Annotated in this window: 21 protein-coding genes; 2 read left to right on the top strand and 19 right to left on the bottom strand. The window is 61.1% G+C overall.

Annotated features, from left to right (window positions below; all coding sequences use genetic code 11):
- Window positions 1–904: 904 nt before the first annotated feature.
- From tyrS to infC, 16 genes are all read right to left on the bottom strand, one after another.
- Window positions 905–2,209, bottom strand: a complete 1,305-nt coding sequence (gene tyrS / locus AC3E6W_RS08685; protein ID WP_294646951.1) for a tyrosine--tRNA ligase — start codon at window positions 2,207–2,209, stop codon at window positions 905–907.
- Window positions 2,210–2,329: 120 nt separating this feature from the next.
- Entirely contained in the window at window positions 2,330–4,624 is a 2,295-nt protein-coding gene (locus tag AC3E6W_RS08680; RefSeq protein ID WP_490652875.1) for a HelD family protein, read from the bottom strand.
- 219 nt (window positions 4,625–4,843) lie between these two features.
- Window positions 4,844–5,395: an adenine phosphoribosyltransferase gene (locus AC3E6W_RS08675; protein WP_049346408.1), complete on the bottom strand. Its 552-nt coding sequence runs from the start codon at window positions 5,393–5,395 to the stop codon at window positions 4,844–4,846.
- 279 nt (window positions 5,396–5,674) lie between these two features.
- Window positions 5,675–7,291: an AMP-binding protein gene (locus AC3E6W_RS08670; protein ID WP_490652874.1), complete on the bottom strand. Its 1,617-nt coding sequence runs from the start codon at window positions 7,289–7,291 to the stop codon at window positions 5,675–5,677.
- 171 nt (window positions 7,292–7,462) lie between these two features.
- Window positions 7,463–7,948 carry an arginine repressor gene (locus AC3E6W_RS08665; protein WP_049332718.1) on the bottom strand — a complete coding sequence of 162 codons (486 nt, stop codon included), beginning with the start codon at window positions 7,946–7,948 and terminating at the stop codon, window positions 7,463–7,465.
- Between the two features lie 369 nt (window positions 7,949–8,317).
- Window positions 8,318–9,106: a hypothetical protein gene (locus AC3E6W_RS08660; protein WP_294646948.1), complete on the bottom strand. Its 789-nt coding sequence runs from the start codon at window positions 9,104–9,106 to the stop codon at window positions 8,318–8,320.
- A gap of 212 nt (window positions 9,107–9,318) precedes the next feature.
- Complete coding sequence (pheT, locus tag AC3E6W_RS08655; protein ID WP_490652873.1) at window positions 9,319–11,889, bottom strand: phenylalanine--tRNA ligase subunit beta; 2,571 nt, start codon at window positions 11,887–11,889, stop codon at window positions 9,319–9,321.
- 3 nt (window positions 11,890–11,892) lie between these two features.
- Entirely contained in the window at window positions 11,893–13,020 is a 1,128-nt protein-coding gene (gene pheS, locus AC3E6W_RS08650; protein WP_313968466.1) for a phenylalanine--tRNA ligase subunit alpha, read from the bottom strand.
- A gap of 318 nt (window positions 13,021–13,338) precedes the next feature.
- A complete protein-coding gene (locus AC3E6W_RS08645; RefSeq protein ID WP_049333108.1) occupies window positions 13,339–13,860 on the bottom strand; it encodes an ABC transporter ATPase in 522 nt (173 codons plus the stop codon).
- Window positions 13,861–14,142: 282 nt separating this feature from the next.
- The gene (locus AC3E6W_RS08640) at window positions 14,143–14,652 is read right to left on the bottom strand and encodes a (deoxy)nucleoside triphosphate pyrophosphohydrolase (RefSeq protein WP_049332725.1); all 510 of its coding nucleotides are present in this window, start codon (window positions 14,650–14,652) and stop codon (window positions 14,143–14,145) included.
- A gap of 16 nt (window positions 14,653–14,668) precedes the next feature.
- The gene (locus AC3E6W_RS08635) at window positions 14,669–15,484 is read right to left on the bottom strand and encodes a DUF421 domain-containing protein (protein WP_490652872.1); all 816 of its coding nucleotides are present in this window, start codon (window positions 15,482–15,484) and stop codon (window positions 14,669–14,671) included.
- An 18-nt stretch (window positions 15,485–15,502) separates the two neighbouring features.
- Entirely contained in the window at window positions 15,503–16,429 is a 927-nt protein-coding gene (locus AC3E6W_RS08630; protein WP_490652871.1) for a cation diffusion facilitator family transporter, read from the bottom strand.
- 172 nt (window positions 16,430–16,601) lie between these two features.
- Window positions 16,602–17,516, bottom strand: coding sequence for a TrmH family RNA methyltransferase (locus AC3E6W_RS08625; protein ID WP_490652876.1), 915 nt, complete (start codon window positions 17,514–17,516; stop codon window positions 16,602–16,604).
- Between the two features lie 201 nt (window positions 17,517–17,717).
- Complete coding sequence (gene rplT, locus AC3E6W_RS08620) at window positions 17,718–18,098, bottom strand: 50S ribosomal protein L20 (RefSeq protein ID WP_005507127.1); 381 nt, start codon at window positions 18,096–18,098, stop codon at window positions 17,718–17,720.
- Window positions 18,099–18,212: 114 nt separating this feature from the next.
- Window positions 18,213–18,407 carry a 50S ribosomal protein L35 gene (gene rpmI / locus AC3E6W_RS08615; protein WP_004006287.1) on the bottom strand — a complete coding sequence of 65 codons (195 nt, stop codon included), beginning with the start codon at window positions 18,405–18,407 and terminating at the stop codon, window positions 18,213–18,215.
- 198 nt (window positions 18,408–18,605) lie between these two features.
- Window positions 18,606–19,328, bottom strand: coding sequence for a translation initiation factor IF-3 (infC, locus tag AC3E6W_RS08610; RefSeq protein WP_490652870.1), 723 nt, complete (start codon window positions 19,326–19,328; stop codon window positions 18,606–18,608).
- A 269-nt stretch (window positions 19,329–19,597) separates the two neighbouring features.
- Between infC and AC3E6W_RS08605 the strand changes: the two genes are divergently transcribed.
- Window positions 19,598–20,020 (top strand): DUF1844 domain-containing protein, encoded by a 423-nt coding sequence (locus tag AC3E6W_RS08605; RefSeq protein ID WP_490652869.1) that lies wholly within the window; start codon window positions 19,598–19,600, stop codon window positions 20,018–20,020.
- Between the two features lie 131 nt (window positions 20,021–20,151).
- Here AC3E6W_RS08605 and AC3E6W_RS08600 read toward each other — a convergent pair whose 3' ends face one another.
- The 3 genes from AC3E6W_RS08600 to AC3E6W_RS08590 all read right to left on the bottom strand — a co-directional run bounded on the left by AC3E6W_RS08600 (window position 20,152) and on the right by AC3E6W_RS08590 (window position 22,338).
- Window positions 20,152–20,934, bottom strand: a complete 783-nt coding sequence (locus AC3E6W_RS08600; RefSeq protein ID WP_049332736.1) for a HisA/HisF-related TIM barrel protein — start codon at window positions 20,932–20,934, stop codon at window positions 20,152–20,154.
- Window positions 20,934–21,674 carry a type 1 glutamine amidotransferase family protein gene (locus tag AC3E6W_RS08595; RefSeq protein WP_049332737.1) on the bottom strand — a complete coding sequence of 247 codons (741 nt, stop codon included), beginning with the start codon at window positions 21,672–21,674 and terminating at the stop codon, window positions 20,934–20,936. Before AC3E6W_RS08595 ends, AC3E6W_RS08600 begins: the two co-directional genes overlap by 1 nt.
- 91 nt (window positions 21,675–21,765) lie before the next feature.
- Window positions 21,766–22,338, bottom strand: coding sequence for a LysM peptidoglycan-binding domain-containing protein (locus tag AC3E6W_RS08590; RefSeq protein WP_490652868.1), 573 nt, complete (start codon window positions 22,336–22,338; stop codon window positions 21,766–21,768).
- Between the two features lie 720 nt (window positions 22,339–23,058).
- Here AC3E6W_RS08590 and lexA point away from each other — a divergent pair.
- Window positions 23,059–23,721 carry a transcriptional repressor LexA gene (gene lexA, locus AC3E6W_RS08585; RefSeq protein ID WP_049332741.1) on the top strand — a complete coding sequence of 221 codons (663 nt, stop codon included), beginning with the start codon at window positions 23,059–23,061 and terminating at the stop codon, window positions 23,719–23,721.
- The last annotated feature ends 277 nt before the right edge of the window (window positions 23,722–23,998 follow it).

The raw sequence follows: 23,998 nt of genomic DNA, 5'->3' as shown, positions 1-23,998 counted from the left end.
TCTGATCTCAAACAGCGAATCACACACGGGGGTGCGTGACTCAAGCTGACTAAATTTGAAACCATTCAATGATTATCAAATAAATAAATATTTGGTATTAGTTTCAGTTTCCATCACCATTCGGTGATTTTATTGAACAAAGCACACTATTGAGTTCTCAAGCAACACACCGATTCAACACCTCAACCCCTCCAACCGAAGGAGCCTCACCACTGAACGGTCATTCTCTTTTCATCGTTACCGCGTTCCCGCGGCAACCCAATCAACTATACCAGCGTTTCATTCGCCATGCAAATCCGATTTCCGTGATTCGCACCACAAAGTTTCTTTCCTAAAATCCTCCACAATCACCACACGATGACCAAAAAATCCTTCAAGCAAGAAACCGAAACACTATACAATTGAAAACCTGTCAAAACCGCTTCCGACTAGGAGAAACACCGAAGAAGTTCTTCGTTTTTTCCTCCTCGCCGCGGCGACTCATACAACTATACAGACCCGAATACGGGCCCGCAACCCGAATACGGGTGAAGTAGAACACAAATAAGGGCTTGAAAGGGCCTCAAACACCCCCACAAACACCAAACTGCCTAGTCAGTGCGTTTTATGGGTGCTAAAAAATCTTCAAAAAACTTCTAGAAACCTCAAAAATCTGCGAATTCCCCTCTCTGGAGCCCCAAAACAGGGTCGAAAAGCGCCCAAAGCCCTCGCCAACAAAGACAAACCAAGAAAACCCAGAGCCAGAGGGCAGCAGAACGATACAAGAAGAGCCCCTCCTGACGGAGGGGCTCTCTGTGCATATAGGGAACGTATATCGGGAACAGAAAAGGAGGGGCACTCCCCCACCGATTACTCAGCGGAGAAGCGCCCCTCCCCCTCTATGTATAGAGAAAGTCAGAAGAGACTAGACCAGCTCAACCGCGCCCTGGTTCTTCTTTCCACGGCGAACCATCGCAAAACGACCGTGCAGCAGGTCATCCTTGGAGATGGTGGCGTCCTCACCCTGAACCTTCACGCCGTTCACCGAAGCGCCGCCCTCCTTCAGAATGCGACGAGCCTCAGAGTTAGACTTCGCAAAGCCCAGCTCGGTCAGCACCGAAATCAGGTCCAGACGATCCTTGGTCAGCTTCGCAGAAGGAAGCTCCGCAACCACAGACTCCAGGGTAGCCTCATCCAGAGCAGCGAAATCACCCTTACCGAACAGAGCCTCCGAAGCAGCCACAGCCTGATCGGTAGCCTCGGTGCCGTGCACCAGCGAAGTCACCAGGTACGCCAGAGTCTTCTGAGCCTCACGCTTAAACGGTTCCTTCTCAACCTTCTCGGCAAACTCAGCAATCTCAGCGCGAGTCAGGAAGGTGAACACCTTCAGACGATCCACAACATCCGCATCCGCGGTGTTCAGCCAGAACTGGTAGAACGCGTACGGCGAGCACATCTGCGGGTTCAGCCAAATAGCGTTACCCTCGCTCTTACCGAACTTGGTGCCGTCAGAGTTAGTAATCAGCGGGGTACCAATAGCGTGAACGCTCTTACCCTCGACCTTACGAATCAGCTCGGTACCGCTGGTCAGGTTACCCCACTGATCAGAGCCACCGGTCTGCAGGGTGCATCCGAAACGACGGTTCAGCTCCAGGAAGTCCAGGCCCTGCAGAATCTGGTACGAGAACTCGGTGTACGAAATGCCCTCGTCGGAGTTCAGGCGCTTCGCCACAATCTCCTTCTTCACCATGGTGCCCACGCGGAAGTGCTTGCCAACATCGCGCAGCAGCTGCAGGGCGGACATCTGACCGCTCCAGTCCAGGTTATTCACCATACGAGCAGCGTTCTCACCCTCGAAAGACAGGAAACGCTCAATCTGTGCGCGCAGGGACTTCACCCACTCGGCCACAACCTCGGGCGAGTTCAGCACACGCTCAGACGTCTGACGCGGATCACCAATCAGACCGGTGAAACCACCCACCAGGCCTAGCGGCTTGTGACCTGCCAGCTGCAGACGACGCATCACCAGCAGCTGCACCAGGTGGCCCAGGTGCAGCGAAGCCGCGGTCGGATCATAACCCGTGTAGAAAGTCAGGGTCTCCTCACTCAGCGCCTTCTCCAGGGCAGCCTCATCGGTGCTCACGTGCACCAGGCCGCGCCACTTCAGCTCCTGCCAAATATTCTCGAAGGTATCGTCATTATGCTGCGCGTTGAGGATCTCGGCAGACATGCTTCTCCCATTCACAAGGTAACGACGCACGAGGCGTCCGAACAAAATATGTACTAAGCCTAACACCGCACCGGCACAAACGCTCAGAACAAGCGCCCGGCGACGGATACAAGCATTCGGCTACAGGCCCGCGGGCATGCGCGAGCCCACCAGATACAGGCGCTGGGTGGGACGGGTCATCGACACGTACACGTCACCCACCGCGCCGTCCGCATCATCAATCAGCTGCTGCGGTTCAACAATCACCACAACGTCGAACTCCAGGCCCTTCGCCTCCCACGGGGTCAGCACCAGCACCTGGTTTTCCAGAGCCGTCTGCGCGGTACCCGTGCGGTCGGCGTGCGCACGAGCCACCGCCCGAGCCGTCTCAAGGTACAGGCTCGACGGGCAAATCACGCCAATCAGCGCGCCGCCGGACTGGGCAACCTCATCACTCACCACGGACACGGTCTGCTCCACCACGGCATCGGGGGCAACCTCGCGAATCAGCGGAGGCCACTGACCCTCACGAACCGCGCGAGGAGCCGACACCTCGTAGCCGGCAGCCCGAGCCACCGAAGCCGCCGCCTGCGCAATCTGCGCCGGAGTGCGGTAGTTAATCGTCAGCTCGTCCAGGGTGAAGCGCTCCCCCACGAACGGTTCCAGGGCCTGCGCCCACGACGAAGCCGCCGCCGGCGACGAAGCCTGCGCAATATCGCCCACAATCGTGAAGGACTTCATGGGGCAGCGTCGCATCAACAGACGCCACTGCATCGGTGAGAGCTCCTGCGCCTCATCCACCACCACGTGACCGTACGCCCAGGTGCGATCGGACGAAGCCGCGGCCGCCGCGGTCATCCGCTCGCCACGCACCTCGTTCATCATCGCAATCTGCTCGGGGGTAATCACGCCATCGGCGCCAATATCCTCCAGGGACTGGTGCACGTTCTCCAAAGCCTTCGTCGCGTTCTCAAGGTTCGCGCGATGCTCGGCCGCCGCACGCGCCGCCGCCGCGGCACCCGTCACCTTCGAGAAATCGCCCAGCAGCTCCGCGGCCTCATCCAGCAGGGGGACATCGGCCTCGGTAAAGGGAGCATCCGCAGGACGAGCCAGAAGCTCTCGCTCCGCCTTCGACAGACTACGGGTAGCCGACTCCAGGTAGTGCGGCTTCGAATATAGCGAGCGCAACAGGGTCTCGGGCGAGAGCGGCATCCACGCCAGGTTCAGGGCGCGACGCACATCCATGGAGGCGCGCACGTCATCCTGCAGGTAGGGGCGCTCCACCACGCGGCCCGCCGCGCGGTTCAGCTGCTCATCAAGCTTGACCGTCAGCTCCTTCAAAAGAATCTTCACGAAGGTTTCGCGGGCCTCGTTGTGCGGCTTACCGGTCGAACGGGCGCGGGAACGAGCCGAACGCACCATCTCGGGGGTCAGCTCGACGTCCGTTCCCTCAACGTTCAGAAGCTGCGCCCGTGCGGGAACCTTCTGACGGTCCGCCACGGCGCGCTTAATGACCTTGACCATACGCAAATCGCCCTTAAGGGCTGCCACCGCGCGGTCTTCCTCGGGCACGGCGCGCAGGCCCGGGTACAGGGTCGCCAGCGAAGCCATCACCACGCCGGTTTCGCCCAGCGAAGGCAACACGCGCTCGATGTACCACATGAAAGAATTCGAGGGGCCCACCACGAGCACACCCGCCTTCGACAGACGTTCACGGTTCGTGTACAGCAGATAGGCCGCGCGGTGCAGAGCCACCGCAGTCTTACCGGTACCGGGACCACCCTGGACCACGCGCACACCCGGCAGCTCCGAACGGATGATTGCGTCCTGCTCGGCCTGAATGGTCGCCACAATATCGCCCATGCGGCCGGTACGCTTCTTATTCAGCGCGGCCAGCAGCGCACCCTCACCGTGCAGGGCCTCCGAATCCTCCAGCATGGCCTCGTCGAAGACCTCGTCCTCAATGTTCACAACGGTGCGGCCCTCCAGCATCAGATGACGACGGCGACGCACGCCCATCGGCTGAAACGCGGTGGCCTGGTAGAAGGTACCCGCCTCGGGGGCACGCCAGTCCATGAGAAGGCGACGCTGGTTATCGTCGGTAATGCCGATGCGGCCGATGTAGCGCACAGCATCCGCACCCTCGCGGTCCATGTCCAGGCGGCCGAAGGTCAAGCGAGAATCCACGGCGTTCAGCTGAGCCAGGCGATCTTCGTAATAGGTTGCGAAGGAATCACGCTCCGAACGGTTCTGGTGCCCGCCCACCGCCTGGTTCTTGCGCACATCCGCCAGCTTCTGACCGGTCTCTTCGCGTAGCTCGTCCAGACGAGCGTATACGCGGGACACGTACTCGCGCTCAGCAGCCATCTGCTCTGCAAATAGCTGCTCAGCCTTCGACGATTCCTCGGGCCGGTGGGACAGGGATTCAGATGACACGCAAGCTCCTTAAACATAGTGCGTCTCAGTGCGGCACCGTGAGCGGCACCTAAAAATACGGGTCACTATTCTACAGGATGGGCTCTCGAGCCCAGAAATATGACGGCTTCCGGCAGCGCCGGTCAGACGGCGAGGTGCCCCTCCCGAAAGCATCGGAAGGGGCACCTCTGGTTCTGCCCTACGGCAGGAAGAAATAATGCGGAATCCGCTATCGGGCCGCTACTCGGAGACCAGGCTCAGGGTCTCAACGCGGTAACCGGCCAGCGCATCGCGGCCGCCCAGGCCGTCCAGCTCCAGCAGGGCAGCCACGCCGGCAACCTTAAGCTTGGCGCGCTCCACGAGCTTCACCGCGGCCTCCAGGGTACCGCCGGTTGCCAGAATATCGTCAAGAATCAGCACTCGGGTACCCGGCGCGAAGTCGCTGCAGTGAATCTCGACGGCCGCGGTACCGTACTCGAGCGCGTACTCCTCACGGTAGGTTTCGCGGGGAAGCTTGCCGGCCTTGCGAATCGTCATGATGCCCTTGCCCGTAGCGTAAGCCAGGGCCGATGCCAGCAGGAAGCCGCGGGCCTCCACACCGGCGACCACATCAAACTCGCCCTCGAAGCGGTGGGCCAGCTCATCGATGCAGGCCTTGAATACCTCGGGATTGGCGAAGAGAGTCGTCACATCGTAGAAGAGGATGCCCTCGTGCGGGTAATCCTGAATCGTGGCGCAGGCCGCGGGGATGCGCTGTTCGATGGGGGTAGCCTCAGAAGCGGGAACGCTCATGCTCTCTCTTTCGTGGGGTGGCGTCGGGCCCGAACGGCCCGGAATCGTCTGCGGCGGCACAGGCCGCCTAGAGAATTCTACTCTGTTCCAGCGCTTTTTTCCTCTGTACACCCGCCGGTCACCCGCATTAGCCCGCATCAACGCGAGATTGACGCGAGGTTAATGCGCAAAGCCCCGGCCGCTTCCTCATGTGAGGGGGCCGGGGCTTTGAAGCGCGGGAAGCATCGGGGGTTAGGACTCCCCGTTCTTAGAACCCGGTGCTTTGAGAGCTCTGTGCTCTTAGGAGTCCGCCAGCTTCGAACGCAGGTCCCGCTTCAGAATCTTTCCGGTCGGGCCCAGCGGCATCGCATCCACCGCAATGTAGCGGCGCGGGTACTTGTAGGCCGCAAGGCGGGTTCGGGCCAGGGCGTTGAGCTCCGCCTGCACCACGCCCCAGTCGGCTCCGGCCCGCGGCACCACAACGGCGACGATCTCCTCGCCCACTCGCTCATCCGGCACACCCAGCACCGCCACGGACTGCACCAAATCATGGGTGTACAGCACGTCCTCAATCTCGCGCGGGTACACCGAGTAGCCGTTGCGCAACACCATGTCCTTGATGCGGTCCACGATAAAGATATTGCCGTCGGCATCCACACGAGCCACGTCCCCGGTCGCAAACCACTCACCGTCGAACACTCCGGCGGTTGCCTCGGGGTTATTCCAGTAACCGAGCATCACGTTCTCGCCGCGCACCCACAGTTGGCCGCTCTCCCCCGTCGGGCGCTCAACGCCCGCCGAGTCGCGCACCTGAACCTGCACACCCGGCAGGACGCGGCCCACCGAACCCAGCACCATGCCGAAGGCCGCCTGGTTGAAGGAGACCACGGGCGAGGTCTCGCTCAGACCGTAGCCCTCGTACACGGTACAATCGGCCAGCTCCTTCCAAGCCTCGTGCACCGGAGCGGGCAGAGCCGAACCACCCGAAATGCCGAAGCGCACCGTACCGCGCAGCCGGGCGCAACGCTCCGGCTGCTCAGCCATGAGGGCCGCAAGAGAGATGTACATGCTCGGCACGGCCGCCAGCACCGACACCCGGGCCGCCTCAATCAGGCTCAGCGCGTGGTCGGGCGTAAAGCGCGGAAGCAAAGCCACCGTCGCGCAGGCCGCAAAAGCCGCGTTCATCGACACCGTCTGGCCGAAGGCATGGAATAGAGGGAGGCCGCCAAAGATGACGTCCTCGGCGGTGAAACCAAAAACCTTCACACAGCTGCGGGCGTTCGAGAGGATATTCGCGTGGCTGAGGGTGGCTCCCTTCGGGCGGCCGGTCGTGCCCGAGGTGTACAGGATAACCGCGGGATCCTGCTCTTTCACCACGGCGGGTGCCAGCGGAACGTCCACACCGTCAAAGGGGGCCAGGGGCGAGGCGGAGGGCTCAAAAATTTCGCACCGCACCGAACCGTTCTTCACCGGCACCGTCGAGGCGGCCTCCTGCGCCAGGCGAGTGCCGGCAAAGGCGAAGAGAACCTTTGCGCCGCTGTCTTCAAGGTGGTACTCCAGCTCCGCACCCGACAGCAGGGGGTTGAGCGGCACGCAAATCGCACCGCGCGCGGCAATACCGTAGTAGAGGGCGGGCATCAGCGGCACGTTCGGCATGGACAGGGCCACTCGGTCGCCCGCCTCCACGCCCAGGGTCCCCAGGTATCGCTGCACCTCTGCCGCTGCCGAGGCCAGTTCGCCGTAGCTAATATTCAGCAGCGAGGAGGACTCGGAGGCGTCACCCGCGGCGGGCAGTGCGAGCGCGACCTTGCGTGGGGAGGCCGCGGCCGCCTCCGCCAGAATTGAGGCGGTATTATTCCGGGCCGAGGGCTCGGCCTGCGAGGGGTGACGGGGCGCAGAGCTGGGTGTCGAAGTCATCGTTGAGTTCTCCTGCGGTATTGTTCGAATCGTCTTCGTCTGTAGGCGAGAGGCCCTCGTGCGGGCGGCTCCCGCTGCCCGGAGTCGCTTGCCGCGGCGTGGGCACACAACAGGGGTGCGTCCGGGACCGCCGATTCTTCATCGGACGATCCGGGGCGCACCCCTCGCACGCTACTGGGCTGCCGACCAGTCCAGGAAGCTTTCAGCCAGCCCGGCCCCGCCATTGGGGTCGCGGGTAATCACCATCACGGTGTCGTCTCCGGCAATCGTGCCCAGGATGGCGTCCATGCCACTCTGGTCGATTGAGGAAGCCAGGAACTGGGCCGCCCCCGGAGGGGTACGCAGCACCGTGATATTCGCCGAACCCTCGGCGGTAATCAGTAGCTCCTTGAACAGGGAAATCATGCGGGCGTCCGGCGCGGTGCCGCCACCGCGGCGAGCCGGATAGTTCGGAACAGCGTAAATCAGACCGGCGCCCTCATCGCGGATGCGCTCGGCTCCAATTTCAACGAGATCGCGGGAAAGGGTGGCCTGAGTAACCTTCATACCGTCGTCGGTCAGGTACTGCGCCAGTTCAGCCTGGGAACGTACACGTCGGGTCTGCAGCAGCTCAACGATGCGGGCCTGACGCGCGATCTTGGTCGAGGGGAAAGGCATGTTATCTCTTCTTCCTACGGTGCCAATCACGAGTGTGGACCTTCCCGTCCGTCGGTGGAACGGGTAGCGTCCTCTCTACCCAAGATAATACATATGCACATAAATATGCGTCATAAATATGGATTATTCTCATATTTATAGGGAAATCCGCCCCGGAATCTCACGATATGTACGTTCCGGCCGCCGTATCTCCGCGTGCAAATACGCACCCGGACGTATAACCTCGCGTGCTATGCATAGGCGCCGCCCCCCTCTTTGGGGAGCATCTTCCGGGATCACAGCGAAAGCCCGCCTACCGCACCGACTACGCTCATCACGTACCGGCGCGGGAGGCGGGCCCCCACAAAATCGTTTAGAAGGACGGATTGATTAGTCCTCGTTATCCACCAGACCGTCCAGGTCCTCGTATTCCACGTTACGGGAACGGCGGTTCAGCCACACGGCGAACACCATACCGCCCAGCAGCACCAGGATCGCGCCGATAATGCTTGCGATGCCGGCCACGCGATGACCGGTCACCTGGCCCTCGGTCACGGGCTTCAGGGTGCCCTTCTCTGCAGTGTAAACGACCTCGAGCTGACCGTTATTTTCAACCAGCAGGCCATCCACCTCACGCGGGAAATCGGCCGGAACGTCACCGGTCTGCGAACCGCGGAATTCCACCGTAGCGCTGGAATTGACCTTGTACTTATCCTTCAGGTTCGACACGTACGTCTTGCCGTTGAGCGCATCATCGGCGGGGAGGTTGCCCTTATAGCGCGCCACGTTCTCCTTGGTAATCAGGTCGGGAGTCAAATCCTGGTAGGTGCCCTGCACAACCCAGCTGTGGCCGGCGTAGTCGGCATTCGCATTCACCCAGGCGAAGGAACGCACGCCCACGACCGCCAGAATAATGGCCACGACCACCGCGACGACGGCTGAGAGCACCGACAGCCAGTTCACGCCGGGGCGCTCCTCCAGCTCATCCTCGCTCATCGCAAAAAGGGAGGCGTTTTCCTCGTCATCCTCGTCGTCATCGTACTCTTCGTAGTCGTCATATTCGTCGTACTCGTCGTACTCTAGTTCTTCGGACTCCTCGTAGCGGAAATCCTCGGAATGATTAGTCGCAGAATCCTCGTTCTGCGGACGGCGATCGTGCGAGCTTTCTCGGTTAGCCATTATCTCTCCCTCAAATCGTCTACCTTCTAGGGTACCCATTACCGCGGAGCATCACCAATAAAAGAACAAACTTGTGCTTTATTCTTTATCTGACGAGGCCAAACGCGCATATTCAGATACAAATTCGGTGGATGCGCCGTCGAACGCGCAGGTGTTCACGCAAACGGGGTGGGAGCCGAAGCCCCCACCCCGTCAGCGTCACTTGGTCTCGACTAGACGCGAGCCTCCGCGCCCAGCTGCTCGACGGCGGCCGCCACGGCTGCCTCTCGAGCGGCGGAAGCCTCGTCCGCGGTCAGAGTGCGATCCGGTGCGCGGAAACGCAGCGCGAACGCCAGGGACTTCTTCGACTCATCGATGCCGGTACCGCGGTAATCGTCGAACACGCGGATATCCTCCAGCAGCTCGCCCGCGCCCTCACGCAGCACGCGCTCCACCTCAGAAGCGGGCAGATCGCGGTCCACCAGCAGGGCTACGTCCTGGGTTGCCGCCGGGTAGGTCAGCACCGGAACGGCCTGGTGTACCTCGACGCGGTGCGCGAACAGGGCGGAGAAGTCCAGCTCAAAGGCGCAGGTGCGCTCCGGCAGGTTCAGCTCCTGCAACAGCTTCGGGTGCAACTCACCGGCAAAACCGATGCGCTCGCCGTTCGCATCCAGGACCTCGGCCACGCGCCCCGGGTGGAACGCGGTATGAACGCCGTTACGCACGGTAATCGGCGCGGATACGGCATCCGCAATCAGACGCACGGCGTCCAAGGCATCGCGCCAATCGTAAGCACGAGGAGCCGCACCGGGCATCACCTCGTGCTCGGTGCCGGCGAACAGGCCGGCAATAAACGAGGGCTGCTTCGGGATGCCAGCGTTCAGGTCCGCCAGAACCTCATCCGAGGGGCGAACGCCCAGCGGCGGGATAGAGTCCGACCCCAGCTTCTCACCCGGGATGAACACGTGGCCGGATTCGAAGATGGCCAGGTTCTTGAAGCCGCGGGAAAGGTTGCGCTTGAGCACCTCGACCAGGCCGGGCAGCAGCGAGCGGCGCATCCAGCCCTCAGCCGAAGAAATCGGGTTCTCCAGGCGAATTGAGGGCACCTCGGTCACGGGGTTCTCGGGGGTGCTGACCCACGGAGCCGACCACAGGTTGTTCGCCTCAGCCGACACGAAGGGGTAGGCGAAGACCTCGGTCAGACCGGCTGCGGCCAGCGCGTTCAAGGCGCGGCGCTTGCCCGCCTGCTCCGGGGTGTAGCCGCGACCCGCGGGAGCCACCGGCAGGGTCGAGGGGATGTTCTCGTAACCGTCGATACGGGCGATTTCCTCGGTCAGGTCTTCCTTCGCACGCAGGTCGGGGCGCCAGGAAGGAACGGCCACCAGGTAGCCGGACTCGGTGCGCTCCACCGAGCAACCAATCTCGCGCAGGCTGGACTCAATCTGCTCCGGGGAGTAGTCCACACCGATGCGGCCGGCGGTGTACTCGGCGGGCAGCTCGATGACGACCGGCTCGTAACCGAGGGACACGTCGGTAACGCCCGGCTCAGCCTGGGCGCCGGCCAGCTCGACCAGTAGCTCCACGGCACGCTGGGCGGCAGCTGCCTGAATCTGCGGGTCCACGCCGCGCTCGAAACGCTTGGAGGCCTCGGAAATCAGCTTGTGGCGGCGGGCGGTGCGAGCCACCGACACCTCGTCAAAGCGTGCGGCCTCAATCAGGATGCGGGTGGTCGAGTCGGTCACCTCGGTCGAGGCTCCTCCCATCACACCGGCCAGGCCGATCACGCCCGAATCATCGGCAATCACGATGTCCTCGGGGTGCAGGGTACGCTCCACGCCGTCCAGGGTCACCAGCTTCTCGCCAGCAGCAGCGCGGCGCACCACAATCTCACCCTGAACCTTGTCAGCATCGTAGAAGTGCAGCGGCTGACCGGTCTCCAGCATCACGTAGTTCGAAATATCCACCGGCAGCGACAGCGAGCGCACACCCGCCAGACGCAGACGCGAAGACATCCAGGTCGGAACCGGGGTCTCGGCCTTCACGCCGGATACCTCGCGCATCACGAAGCGCACGCAACCCGGATTACCGTGAATCGGGGCATCGTCGCGCAGGACCACCGGGTGACCGGCGTCGTTCGCCTCCGGGGCGCGCTCGCCGTACGCCAGCACAAAATCCTCGAAGGAGGTTCCGGTTGCGTGGGACCACTCGCGGGCGATACCGCGCAGAGAGAAGGCATAACCGCGGTCCGGGGTCACGTTCACCTCAGCCGCCTGATCGTACAGGCCCAGCAACTCCATCGCGTCGGTGCCAAGCTCCGGATCCAGGCCCAGGGTCGAGAGCACCAGAATGCCGCCGTGATCTTCACCAATACCCAGCTCGCGGGTCGAGGCAATCATGCCGGCCGACTTGTGACCGTAGGTCTTGCGGGCGGTAATCGCGAAACCACCGGGCAGAACAGCGCCGGGCAGGGTCACGACGACCTTGTCGCCGGGTACGAAATTGTGGGCACCACAGATGATGCCCTGAACACCGGAAGGCTCGATGCCCTTGCCGGTCAGGGTCTGCTCCCGACCCTCCGGGACCACACGCACCTGGCACCAGTTCACGGTCTTGCCGTTGGAGTGGGTCTCGGGTTCCATCGAGAGAACCTGGCCCACCACAATCGGGCCCGACATCTCGTCGGTGGGGCGGTGAACGTCTTCTTCTTCCAGACCAACCTTCACCAGGGTTGCCATCAAATCTTCAGCCGAAGCGTCCTCGGCGACCGGCACGAACTCGCGCAGCCATGACAGGGGAATACGCATAATTTAAATCTCCATCCCGAACTGCTCAGAGAAACGGATGTCGCCCTCGACCATGTCGTGCATGTCGGCGACGTTGTTACGGAACATGAGGGTACGCTCAATACCCATACCGAACGCGAAGCCCGAGTATTCCTCGGGATCGATGCCGGCGGCACGTAGCACGTTCGGGTTCACCATGCCGCAGCCACCCCACTCGATCCACTGGGGGCCGCCCTTGGCGTTGGGGTGCCACAGGTCCAGCTCGGCGGAGGGCTCGGTGAAGGGGAAGAAGTTCGGGCGCAGGCGAATCTTAGCCTCTTCGCCGAACATGGCGCGGGCCATGTACTCCAGGGTGCCCTTCAGATCGGCCATGGTCAGGCCCTTATCCACGGCCAGGCCCTCAATCTGGTGGAAGACCGGGGTGTGGGTCGCGTCCAGCTCATCGGTGCGGTACACCTGGCCGGGGCACACAATGTACAGGGGCAGCTCACGCGAGAGCATCGAGCGCATCTGCACCGGGGAGGTGTGGGTGCGCAGCAGCAGGTGAGCGTTCTTCGGCTCAACGTAGAAGGTGTCCTGCATTTCGCGCGCCGGGTGGTCCGGCTTAATGTTCAGGGCGTCGAAGTTGTACCACTCGGACTCCAGCTCGGGGCCGTCGGCAACCTCCCAGCCCATGCCGACGAAGATGTCGGTCAGACGCTCCTGCATCAGGGCGATGGGGTGGCGACCGCCCAGGGAGCGGCGAGCGGATGCGGCCGACATGTCCACGGCCTCCTCGGCCAGGATGCGGGCCTCGCGCTCGGCCTCCAGCTCCTTGGTGCGAGCCTCAATAACCTCGGTCAGTGCGGCACGGGCCTGGCCCAGCAGCTTGCCCACGGGGCCCTTGTGCTGGTTCTGGAGGTCGCGCATCTGGCGGTTGGCAACGCTCATGACGCCCTTCTCGCCGAAGAAGCTCAGGCGCACCTCCTTGAGGCTGTCAAAGTCTTTTGCCTTCTCGCGAATCTCCCGCTGGGCGCGCTCTCGCTCGGCCTCAAATGCCTCACGAACGGCGTCCAGACCCTTTTCGGGGTTGTTCTCCAGGACCTGCGCGATGTTGGCGAGGACCTGCGCCGGGCCCTTCGGGCCCTCGTGTTCCTGCACGGAATCGGTCATTGTCACTCTTCTCTGCGTACCACCGGCACGTTGGGGCCGGTCGGCTGGTTTGTCACTATGGGGCGGCACCGCGGGGGACCGCGAGAGCTCACTAATTGCCCCGGGCACGGCGGGCGCCGAGCGTGTGAGGGGCGGAGCATCCCGGCAGGGTCTGCGGGCGCATATCCTACCCATTTTAGACCAGAGAACCACGCGAAAGCATCAGAGCGCCCGGATAGTCCATCCGGGCGCTCTGATGCTTTGATTAGGTGTGGAGTCGTCAGGTGCGCGCGCCCCGCGGCGGCATATTTGCCGAACGGGTCCCCACGGAGGCGAGGATTAGGCCAGCGCTTCCTTGACCTCGGGGTCGAAGGAGGAGCGAATCCACAGCACGTTGGCGATAAACCACGCGGCGTACAGCGGCACGAAGCCGTAGCGCTGAGCGTCAATCACGTTGCCAATCAGCGAGAGGACCGCGACGAAGGCGCCGAGAATCGCGAAGATGAGGCCGACGGTCAGGCCCTGGCGCTTACCCTTCTGAATCGTGAAGTACACCCACGAGTACACGATGGCCGAGCCGATGAGCAATCCCAGGCCGCCCGCAACGCCAAACTCCGGCAGGCCCTTCAGCGGGGACAGGTTATCCGGTGCGAACGAAGAAATGATGCCGTGGACAAAGCAGAGCAACGCGGAGACAATCATAATCTCCTGCAGGCGCAGAATCTTAGGGTGCTTGGTCGGCGAGTGGAACAGGATTCCACCCGGCTTGGAGCCACCTTCCTGAATGTAGATGGCCTGGGTGTCTGAAGGTACCGCGTCGGAGCGGTACGCATTCGGGTCGTACGGAGGTTGAGCAGTCATCATTGTCTCCCAATTTGTATGTGATTTCTCCCTCAATACTACCCGGTCGGTAAGAAGTTTCCAAAGAAAATGCTCGTGTCGAACTCATATATGACGATGTGCCGGTGAACCTCCCATCGGGGCGTTCACCGGCACATCGGGCGGTATTGGAGCATCGGGCAGATGCCCAGCTACATCGAGCGCGCCTAGTTAAAGAGGCCCGAGCAGATGTAGTCGTTCTCATCCTTCACCCCGGGCGGCACCGCGAAGAGAGCGTTACCGGTATGGCGCAGGTACGCGCCCTTAGCTTTCGTCGCCCGACCCAGACCGACCCGCCCCAGACCGACCGAGCTGACGCAGGAGTGCCTCCACGATTGGGAAGTCCGCGGGAATCCACGGCAGCGCCAGAATCTCGGCGGCTTCCGTGGCCTCGAGGATTCCCTCCCCCGCCGGGGGAAGCGGCATCCACCGCAGAGCACTATGATCTTCCAAAGTATCCGGAGTACCCGAAAGAATCTCCGCGAAGAACACGCGCATCGCCAGACGCTCGCTCAGACGCCAACCCTGCGGGTACGCGCCGGGCACCTCAGCACCCAAACGCGCCTGCACCCCCAGCTCCTCTTTCAGCTCACGCACCAGCGCCTGCTCGCAGCTCTCCCCCGGCTCGACCTTACCGCCCGGGAACTCCCACATGCCGGCAACAGTCTGCGGCTCAGAACGCTGAGCCACCAGCATACGGGTCGGAGCCACCAAAGAATCGACCACGGCGGCGCCAACCACCTGAACCTCAAACGAGGGCGACACTTCACTCATCTTTCTCTACCTTCTTCTACGCTTTAGAATCCTTCATCGGATGCGCATCCTCAGCAACGTGCTCCGCTACTTCCTTCTCGGCATCCCCAGTATCCTCAGGCTCAGGAGCTTCCTCCACGCCTTCCTGCCACTCTTCTTCCTCATCATTCATATTCGAGGCTTCTGCCACCTCACGGCGAATATTAGTGCCGTCATTCAGCAGAATCAGAAGGCGGTTACCGTTCTTGAACTCCATGAGGAAGACATCCTCAAGCTCGACCTCAGCGGCACGCAACTGTAGGTACACCCAATCCTCGGTCTTGTGCGCATCCGCGATATCGCGAGTGACCAAGGTACCCTTCACAATCAGAGCAAAGTTCGGCACACCGTCACCCTTACGGATCACGCTCAGCGCACCGTTCGGTTCAATCTGAGCGAACTCAATGTCTTCCAGGTCGTAAATACCCTGCGCACGAAGGTCAGCAATCAGGCGCATCGGATCAAGAACCACATCTGCCTGCTGGAAGCTCTTAATATCGATATCACCATCCGTAATGATCGGCACGCGCTGCTCACGCACCGCCATATGCAGAAAACGAATCTTCGTGGTCGCCACGTTCAGCAGCTGAATCATGCACAGCGTAAACACCATGTAGATGACAAAGTAGAACAGGCTAATCTGCTCGCTGTACAACACGCCACCGAACACACCACCGATGACAAAGTTACCGATGGTATCAATCGGGGTCTGGTGCCCCGCCTGAGAACGGTGAGTCAGACGCAGGTACACCAAAAGAATGATCAGGCCAACGAAAATCTTTAGCAAACGATAAACGATTATCTCAACGGTCATAACAAAAATCTCCTAGAACTAAGCCCGGAAAATATCCGGCTCCAAATAAATGATGCGCGCCGCAGGAACAGCCTCACGAATACGCACCTCAGCAGCGTCAATCTCATCAGCTACCGCACGACCGGTGTCAGCATCATGAATACGAATCTTTGCCGCCACCAGAATCTCCTCAGGACCCAAGTGCACGGTCTTAATGTGGATAATGCGCTCGCTATCGCCATCCTCAATCGCCGCACGAATCTTCGCCAAATCCTCCGGAGAAGCAGCCTCACCCAAAATCAGGGACTTCATCTCCACCGCAAGGAACACAGCAATAAAGACCAGCAGCACACCAATAGCCAGGGTACCGAACGCATCCCACAGACCATTACCGGTCAACAGAGTCAGACCCACACCAAAGAGCGCAAAAATCAGACCCAGCAGCGCACCCGCATCCTCCAGCAGAAGCACCGGAAGCTCCGGGTTCTTCGAAGTACGCAAGAAACGCATCCAGCTCTGCTTGCCCTTCAGATCACGCGACTCCTTCACCGCCACGCGGAACGAATTACCCTCCAGCAGGATCGAACCAACCAGAACAGCCACCGGAACCCACTGCCACTCAGTAATACCGTGCGGGTCATGTAGCTTCTCATAACCCTCATACAGAGCGAACAAGCCACCCAGGGCAAAGATAATAATCGAAACAATAAACGCGTAAATATAGCGGTTACGGCCATAACCAAACGGGTGCTCCTCATCAGCCTGCTTCTGCGAAGCGCGACCGCCCAAAAGAAGCAAAAGCTGATTACCCGAGTCAGCCACCGAGTGGATGCCCTCGGCCAACATCGAGGAGGAACGGGTCAGGGCAAAAGCCAAGAACTTCAGGACGGCGATACCGAGGTTCGCCCCCAGGGCGGCAATAATCGCCCCGGCTCCCGAGTGGCCGGAATGACTGGATTGAGACATATTTACCTTTCTGCAGGCCGCACTAACCCGAAAAGCACGGAACCATCGGGGGCGACACTATTCAAAAGTTTGTAAAAGGCCCGCGGCGGGCACGGCCAAACCTCGGCCCGATACAGCCACGACGAACACAGCTCGCCGGGAGAGTACACCACGGGATGATGGGCTTACGGTATTAGCCCAGAGCGTTCGAGCGCTGAGCCATCGCCGAGGCGTACAGGCAGACCGCCGCGGCGGTACCCACGTTCAGGGACTCCGCCGAGCCGTACACCGGCACGGCCACTCGCATCGTAGCGGCCGCCTTCTCCTCAGCGTTCAAACCCTGCGCTTCATTCCCGAAAAGCCACATTGTCGGCTTAGAAAGATCAAAATTACCCTTCACGCCGGAGGGGGCGCTCGCCTCCACACCCGCGCGACGGGCCGCGGTGTACTCACTCAGCTCCTGCAGGTTCACCACGCCGTAGCCGTCAGCAGCCAACACAGCAGTACCCTGAGACTTCACATCCTCCGCGAAGTCCTCCAGCTGCACGCCCTGAATAATCGGCACATGGAACAGCGAACCCGCCGTAGAACGCACCGTCTTCGGGTTGTACAAATCCACCGAGCCCTTGGTGGTAATCACAAGATCGGCGCCGGCGGCATCCGCCACACGCAGGATCGTGCCCGCATTACCCGGATCCTGAACACGAGAGAGCACAGCAATCAGCTTCGGGTTCAACGCGCCCTCACCCCACAGCAGCGAGAAGGAAGCATCCACCATGAAAGAAACCGCAATAATACCCTGCGGCGACACAGAATCAGCCATGGCCGCCAACACCTCATCGGTCACCACACGCATAAAAACGCGGCGACCCTCCTCCGGGGTGGGGGTGCCGTACACCTGCTCCAGTAGCTCGGCGATATCCTCATGACGGTCAAAAGCCGCCTCCGTGACGTACACGGCGTCCAGGATGGGGCTCTTCAGATGCGCCTTCAACGCCTCACGCACAGCCTGCGGGCCTTCCACCAGGAACTGGCCCTTCTTCGTGCGAGCAGCACGGGTACGCAGCTTCGCAATATCGCGCACACGATCTGCCTGCGGATTGGACATCACAACGGGGGTACTAATACGTTCAAAAAAGTTCACTCTTAAAGGGTACAGGCAAAGGCACACCCAAAAACGCAGAACAGTCACAACCCCAGGTACGCAGAAAGCGGCCGCCCACACTCAAAAGTGCAGACGGCCGCTCACGACGCTTAAGCATCCTACCCCGAACCTAGATCTTCGAGGTAAGAACACAACCTAGGCTAATTAAGCCTTGGGAGCCGAGGTGTCCTCGGGCAGGTTGTTCTTAGCAATCTCAACCAGTGCGTTGAAAGCAGCGGGCTCGTTAACAGCCAGCTCAGCCAGCATACGGCGGTCAACCTCAACACCAGCAGCCTTCAGACCCTGGATGAAGCGGTTGTAGGTCAGGCCCTGTGCGCGGGAAGCAGCGTTAATACGCTGAATCCACAGGCGACGGAAGTCACCCTTCTTCTTACGACGGTGGTCGTAGCTGTAAACCAGCGAGTGAGTGACCTGCTCCTTAGCCTTACGGTACAGGCGAGAACGCTGACCGCGGTAGCCGGATGCACGATCGAGAATAGTACGGCGCTTCTTGTGCGCGTTAACCGCGCGCTTCACACGTGCCACGTGTGTCTCCTTCGTCTTATGTCCTGAACAGCTCACATATCACGCTGAACAGGAGCGAGTCTTTAATCAGTGCGCACCACTATCGGTGCGCCAGGTGCAGAGAGTAAGCGTTGCTTACTTACCCAGCATCTTCTTGACAACCTTTGCCTGGCCGCCGGTAACGATCTGGTCAGAAGCCAGACGACGGGTCAGACGAGAGGACTTGTGCTCCAGGTAGTGGCGGCGGTTCGCCTGCTGGCGCTTAACCTTGCCGCTACCGGTGAGCTTGAAGCGCTTCTTAGCACCAGAGTGGGTCTTCTGCTTCGGCATAGCTGCCGTTCTCCTTACATTCATCCCCCGCCACAGTGGCGGGGTAGCTTAGTGGGGCTACGTACGCGAACGCATCAGCCCCAAGGACCAAAGGTGAGGCACCCCTGACGAGGTGCCTCGGAACCGGCACCGGGTGAACCCGCAACACCCACCGAGCGGTGGAGGCGCGTGCCCATCCTAAAGTGACGACCCGGTTCCCTACTCGGCGGAAGCCTGTGCCTTCAGCTCGGCAGGCATAGCGTCTGCCAGAGAGTTGGTAACGGGCTTCGCCTTGGTCGTGTCAATACGCTCGCGACCCTTGCGACCGCCGGCGCCCTGCTCACGGCGAGCCTCTGCCTTACCGCGAAGCGGAGCCAGAACCATCACCATGTTGCGGCCATCCTGACGGGGGCGAGACTCAACGGTGCTCACCTCAGCCAGCTCAGCCGCCAGACGCTCCAGCAGGCGCACACCCATCTCGGGGCGCTGCTGCTCACGACCACGGAACTGAATCATTGCCTTGACCTTGTCACCACCGGAGAGGAAACGACGAGCGTGTCCAACCTTGGTTTCGTAGTCGTGGGTATCAATCTTCAGGCGGAAACGGATCTCCTTCAGAACGGCGTTTGCCTGCTTCTTGCGGGATTCACGAGCCTTGATTGCGGCTTCGTACTTGTACTTGCCGTAATCCATGAGCTTGCACACGGGCGGCTTCGCGTTCGGGGCAACCTCGACCAGGTCGAGTTCGGCGTCCTCAGCCAGGCGCAGAGCGTCCTTCAGAGGGACAACGCCTACCTGCTCGCCACCGGGGCCGACGAGTCGGACCTCGGGAACGCGGATACGATCGTTAATGCGTGGTTCGCTAATGACTAGCTCCTGTGCTCTGTGGGTTTCCCCGTGAATACTATCCGTTGCGGGCGCTAAAAAAGCCCCCGCAGTCACACAAGCGGAGGCACAAACCAGCGTACGCCGAAATCGGCGGACGAACCCGTTCACCTCAAATCCCAGGGACAAACCTGAGACGGCCAATCGGGTGGGAGGCGCGCTCCACTTGCAAACTGTCTACAACCATACCGCAGAATCCCCGACAGACGCAAGGAAATAGACGCAAAACACCATAAAATTGCGGGGGCTCCCCCAGAAAGTCCACAGAAGCACCCACTCTTAAGGACGCATTTACCGAATTAAACGAAATGTGAGATTCTAGGGTTATGAGCACTGAAAACAATAACTTCCGCTTTACCGCGGGAGAAGAAACCCCCATCCACGGCCACACCGAGCTCACCGAGGAGCAGGTCGAGGCCGTTAATGAGCAGCTGCGCGATATTGCAGACGTTCCCGCCATCGAAATCATTAGCTCCGCGGCCATCCACATGATGAGCGCCGCAGCCGTCAAGTGCGGCCTGGCCTCCGACGAGAACGCAGACGATCTCAAGGACCTCGATGAAGCACGCAAGCTCATCACCGCCCTGGCGGGCCTGGTCACCGCTGCCGCCCCCGAAATCGGTTCCCAGCACGCAGCACCCCTGCGCGACGGCCTGCGCACCCTGCAGTTGGCATTCCGTGAGGCTTCCCCCTTCCCGGACGAGCCCGGCAAGGGCCCCGGCGAGAAGCTGACCGGCCCGGTGTACTAAACCGTACCCGGTCTATTCACAGCGAAGCCCCGTCTCCCTCACGTTGAGGAAGACGGGGCTTTGCCGTATGTATTCCGCATATGTTCTGCGCGGACTGGCGGGATCCGACAGCCTTATCAGAAAGGAGAGATTCAGCGGGAGCCAGCGACCTCGAGTGCCCGCTCAAAGCTAAAGTTCCCCACGTACAGCGCCTTGCCCAGCACCACGCCCTCCAAGCCGTAAGGTACCATGGCGCGCAGCTTCTCAAGGTCAGCCAGCGACGCCACGCCACCGGACGCCACCACCCGACAGACGGTCTGGGCCAGCACCTCATCGAGCAGTTCCGCGCCGGGACCAGCCAGCGAGCCGTCCTTACTCACATCGGTGACAATGTAGCGACGCACGCCCACGCTTTCCAGCCAGGCCAGCGCCTCCGCCACCTCGGGGCCCGACCAGTCGGTTCCCCGAGCCACCGTCACCCAACCCCGCTCGGGGTCGTAACGGGCGTCGAGCCCCAGGGCTAGAAGATCAGAATCCGCGTAACGAGCCAGGATACTTTCAAGCCAGGCAGAATCCGCCAGCGCCGCGCTGGTCACGTTCACGCGGTCCGGGTTGAGACTCAGGGCGCGCTCCAGGCTCTCAGCATTACGCACACCGCCACTGACCTGAATACGAACCGGGGCAGAGCTCCGGGCGCTCTCGGCACGGACGGCGGCGGCAACCTCCGCCAGAACATCCGTATTCGTACCGCGACCAAAGGCTAGGTCAAGATCAACCAGATGAATCCAGCGGGCGCCAGCCTTCACCCAGGTGAGCGCCGCCTTGACCGGATCGAGACGCTGCTCGCCACCGGACAGGGTGCCGCCCACAGGGCGTACCGCGTAGCCCTCGGAAATATCGACGGCCGGCAGAAGTTCGAGGATGGGTTTAGCCATTATGATTCCTCCCCACCGGTAGCGGATTCACCCGCGGCAGGCGACAGCCGGCCGGTCACCGCGAGGGACGCAACCCAGCGGCGCATAAACTCAGCACCCAGCTCACCGGATACGACCGGGCAGAACTGCACAGCGGTCAGCGGGCCGTTCTCCACGGCGGCAATATAGGGAGGTTCGGTTGCCGTCCAGCTCACCGCGGGAGGAGCGATATAGTCAATGCTCTGGTCAAAGACCCACTCAAAAACACCGTGCTCGGACTTGAAACGGGCCTCGCCCTCAATATCTTTGAGCAGTCGACTGCCGGTCGAGGGGGACACCGCGGAGGAGCCGGGCACCAGGCCCCGGGTGGAAAGCTCCACGCTCTCGCCGGGCCACTCCCCCATACCCTGAACCTGCACGCTGCCCAGCTGTGGGTGGTTCACCGCGACGGATTCAAAAAGGCAGCTCAGGGCGGCACCGGCCGCGAGCACCGGACGGCCACCGGCCACGCGGCGCCCAATCACGCGCTCAGCGTCCTTGGCTTTTAGCTCGTCGAACGCCTCAAGGGAACCGGCAGGACCGGCAACCACCATGCCGTCAGCCTCGCGGAGCTGATGCGGGTCAGCGGTGACGATGACCTCCGCACCCGAATCCCGAAGAAGCTTTACCATGGCGCCGTGAGTTCCGGAATCTCCCAGAACGGCGACCACGGGGAGCGGTGAGGAGACCGCGTCCTGATGGGACTGAGAGGGTGTTGACATCGCGTGCTCCTTGAGTAGTGCGGTAGGCGGTTCGTAGCCGATTCATAATCCGCTGACGAGTGAGCCGAAGCTCTCGCCTCGACAGCTTTGCCTAGTGGCGCGGCTTGGGAACCTCGAGGCGCTGACCGGCGTCGACAGCGGTGCTCGTCAGCGAGTTCATCTCCATAATACGCACCACGGTATCACGGACATCACCGCCGGGGTTCACCGACTGGGCGATGTCCCACAGTGTCTCGCCGTGCTTAACGGTCACAGTGGCTTGGGTGGCCGATGCGTTCTCAACACGGGGGCCGAAGGAAGGGCCGAGGAAGGTAATGGCGCCCAGCACCACGAGCGCGGCCAGGGTCAGCAGAGGCAGCCCCTTGAAATTGCGCAGGGGGTTGAAGCGTTCCAGGCGAGACGATAGGGAGCGAAGACCCGAGATAGCGGAGGGCACAAGGCCCGCACGGCGGGAAGACGACTCCCTGCCCTGCCCGGAGAGGTGCGCCGAAACGGAGCGTTCATTCACCGGAGCGGAGGGGGCTACAGACTGGGTAGCCGCCACGGCGGGAGAGACACTGCGGACGGGCGCCGGAGAGGCAGAAGACTGAGGAGCGGATGCGCGACGGGAGGAGCCTCGAGCGATGCGCGCGGACTGCCGTGCGTGCGCGGGGTGAAGTACCACCAAACCTTCCGGAAGGGTAGCAGACGCAGAGGCACGGTGAGGGGCCAAAGAAGCTGCGGTCATAATTGTGGTTCCTTTCTCTCAAGCTCACTCCCGCGGTAATCCGCCGGGGTGAACGGTGCCGGCTCTCTCGAGACTCGGCAGGTGAGTTGAGTGTGGTTGTTCGTTTTTCTGCCCGGGACCCGACACATCGGGTCAAGGAACGTTCGGGGTTTTGTCTTGCAGACGCGTTCCCCAGAACTCCCCTTCGGCTTAAGGAAGGTCATTCGGTTTCTCGTTCGAATACTCTCGAACATTCGACGACCCCCTTCCAGACCCGCAAGGCAGAACGAGTATTCGAATTGCATGGAGAATACCCCGTTTACACCCCGAAAGTCGGGAGGGTTTTCTACTGTATCCGAATCAGTGTTCTAAAGTCTAGCAGATACATACTAAAAATTCCTCCGGTTTCGAAGAAAAAATCTAGTATATTTGTTTGAATTTGTCGGTAGAGTGTTCTACACTTGTGTCAAGAGATGTTCCACACGCTCGTGATGATTTCCATCATGGCGGGGCGTGACTCGCGACGGATCTAGAATCTAATCCACCCCTGACGAGATAAGGGGTATGTTTCACCTAAGCCGTGCGATATACGTCACCGTATGACGAACACGTGGACAACCCATCCGTGCTCCGCCGAAGGTACAGCAACCTTCGGCGACACAGACCAAAGGAAGAGATATGGCAACAGCACCCCGCCCGGCGCTGACCGCGCGCCAGCAGAAGATTCTTGACGCGATCCGCACCGAGATTGAACAGAAGGGCTATCCGCCGTCCATGCGCCAGATTGGCGATATGGTGGGTCTTGCGTCTCTCTCTTCGGTCACCCATCAGCTTGGCCGACTCGAAAATATGGGCTACATTCGCCGCGATCCCAAGCTCCCGCGCGCCATCGAGGTGCTCGACGAAAACGGCGCCGGCATGCACACTCCCCTGCCTGAGCTTCCGAACTTTGAGGTTGGCGAGGACGACCTCGTACCCGTCCCCCTCGTCGGTCGCATTGCCGCGGGCGGCCCCATCACCGCCGAGCAGTCTGTGGAAGATGTACTCGCCCTGCCGCGCCAGCTGGTCGGCAACGGCAAGCTCTTTATGCTCAAGGTCAAGGGCGATTCCATGATTGACGCCGCTATCTGCGATGGCGACTGGGTCGTCGTGCGTGAACAGCACACCGCCGACAACGGCGACATCGTGGCCGCCCTGCTGGACGATGAGGCCACCGTGAAGGTCTTCCGCCAGGTTGATGGCCACACCTGGCTCATGCCGCGCAACGCAAGCTACGAACCGATTATGGGTGACCGCGCCACCGTCATGGGCAAGGTTGTCTCGGTATTGCGTAGCCTCTAATCCCCGCTCTTCGCGAGAGCATCATGGGGTGCTATGCCTCCCGGCGCCAACGCCCCAATCTGGTAGCTACGTCCTTTGAGACTTCAGCGCTTCCAAAGCCCATAACGAACAAAGCCCCCGGCACTCGCAAGTGAACTGCCTCCCGTTTCTTGGACATCGAAAATGAAGTCCAGGAAACGGGAGGCTTTTCATGTCCGTGCATCTGGGAATGAGACACGATCGTTTGCTTCGGAAACAGGCAGTACAAATGTTTGAGAAGGGATTTGGCTATGGTCTG

The sequence above is a fragment of the Rothia sp. SCPM-O-B-18226 (M350) genome (assembly GCF_058213595.1).
The sequence above is the reverse complement of the archived record's forward strand: the minus strand, read 5'-3'. Positions and strand labels throughout refer to the sequence as shown.

Coding starts and splice junctions, on each gene's coding strand:
- AC3E6W_RS08640 (WP_049332725.1), bottom strand. CDS start 14,652: ATGAGTGAAGTGTCGCCCTCGTTTGAGGTTCAGGTGGTTGGCGCCGCC.
- AC3E6W_RS08600 (WP_049332736.1), bottom strand. CDS start 20,934: ATGGCTAAACCCATCCTCGAACTTCTGCCGGCCGTCGATATTTCCGAG.
- rpmI (WP_004006287.1), bottom strand. CDS start 18,407: ATGCCGAAGCAGAAGACCCACTCTGGTGCTAAGAAGCGCTTCAAGCTC.
- AC3E6W_RS08665 (WP_049332718.1), bottom strand. CDS start 7,948: ATGCCTTTCCCCTCGACCAAGATCGCGCGTCAGGCCCGCATCGTTGAG.
- AC3E6W_RS08625 (WP_490652876.1), bottom strand. CDS start 17,516: ATGTCCAATCCGCAGGCAGATCGTGTGCGCGATATTGCGAAGCTGCGT.
- AC3E6W_RS08630 (WP_490652871.1), bottom strand. CDS start 16,429: ATGTCTCAATCCAGTCATTCCGGCCACTCGGGAGCCGGGGCGATTATT.
- AC3E6W_RS08675 (WP_049346408.1), bottom strand. CDS start 5,395: ATGAGCGTTCCCGCTTCTGAGGCTACCCCCATCGAACAGCGCATCCCC.
- AC3E6W_RS08670 (WP_490652874.1), bottom strand. CDS start 7,291: ATGACTTCGACACCCAGCTCTGCGCCCCGTCACCCCTCGCAGGCCGAG.
- AC3E6W_RS08635 (WP_490652872.1), bottom strand. CDS start 15,484: ATGACCGTTGAGATAATCGTTTATCGTTTGCTAAAGATTTTCGTTGGC.
- AC3E6W_RS08605 (WP_490652869.1), top strand. CDS start 19,598: ATGAGCACTGAAAACAATAACTTCCGCTTTACCGCGGGAGAAGAAACC.
- AC3E6W_RS08660 (WP_294646948.1), bottom strand. CDS start 9,106: ATGGCTAACCGAGAAAGCTCGCACGATCGCCGTCCGCAGAACGAGGAT.
- pheT (WP_490652873.1), bottom strand. CDS start 11,889: ATGCGTATTCCCCTGTCATGGCTGCGCGAGTTCGTGCCGGTCGCCGAG.
- tyrS (WP_294646951.1), bottom strand. CDS start 2,209: ATGTCTGCCGAGATCCTCAACGCGCAGCATAATGACGATACCTTCGAG.
- pheS (WP_313968466.1), bottom strand. CDS start 13,020: ATGACCGATTCCGTGCAGGAACACGAGGGCCCGAAGGGCCCGGCGCAG.
- lexA (WP_049332741.1), top strand. CDS start 23,059: ATGGCAACAGCACCCCGCCCGGCGCTGACCGCGCGCCAGCAGAAGATT.
- AC3E6W_RS08645 (WP_049333108.1), bottom strand. CDS start 13,860: ATGACTGCTCAACCTCCGTACGACCCGAATGCGTACCGCTCCGACGCG.
- AC3E6W_RS08595 (WP_049332737.1), bottom strand. CDS start 21,674: ATGTCAACACCCTCTCAGTCCCATCAGGACGCGGTCTCCTCACCGCTC.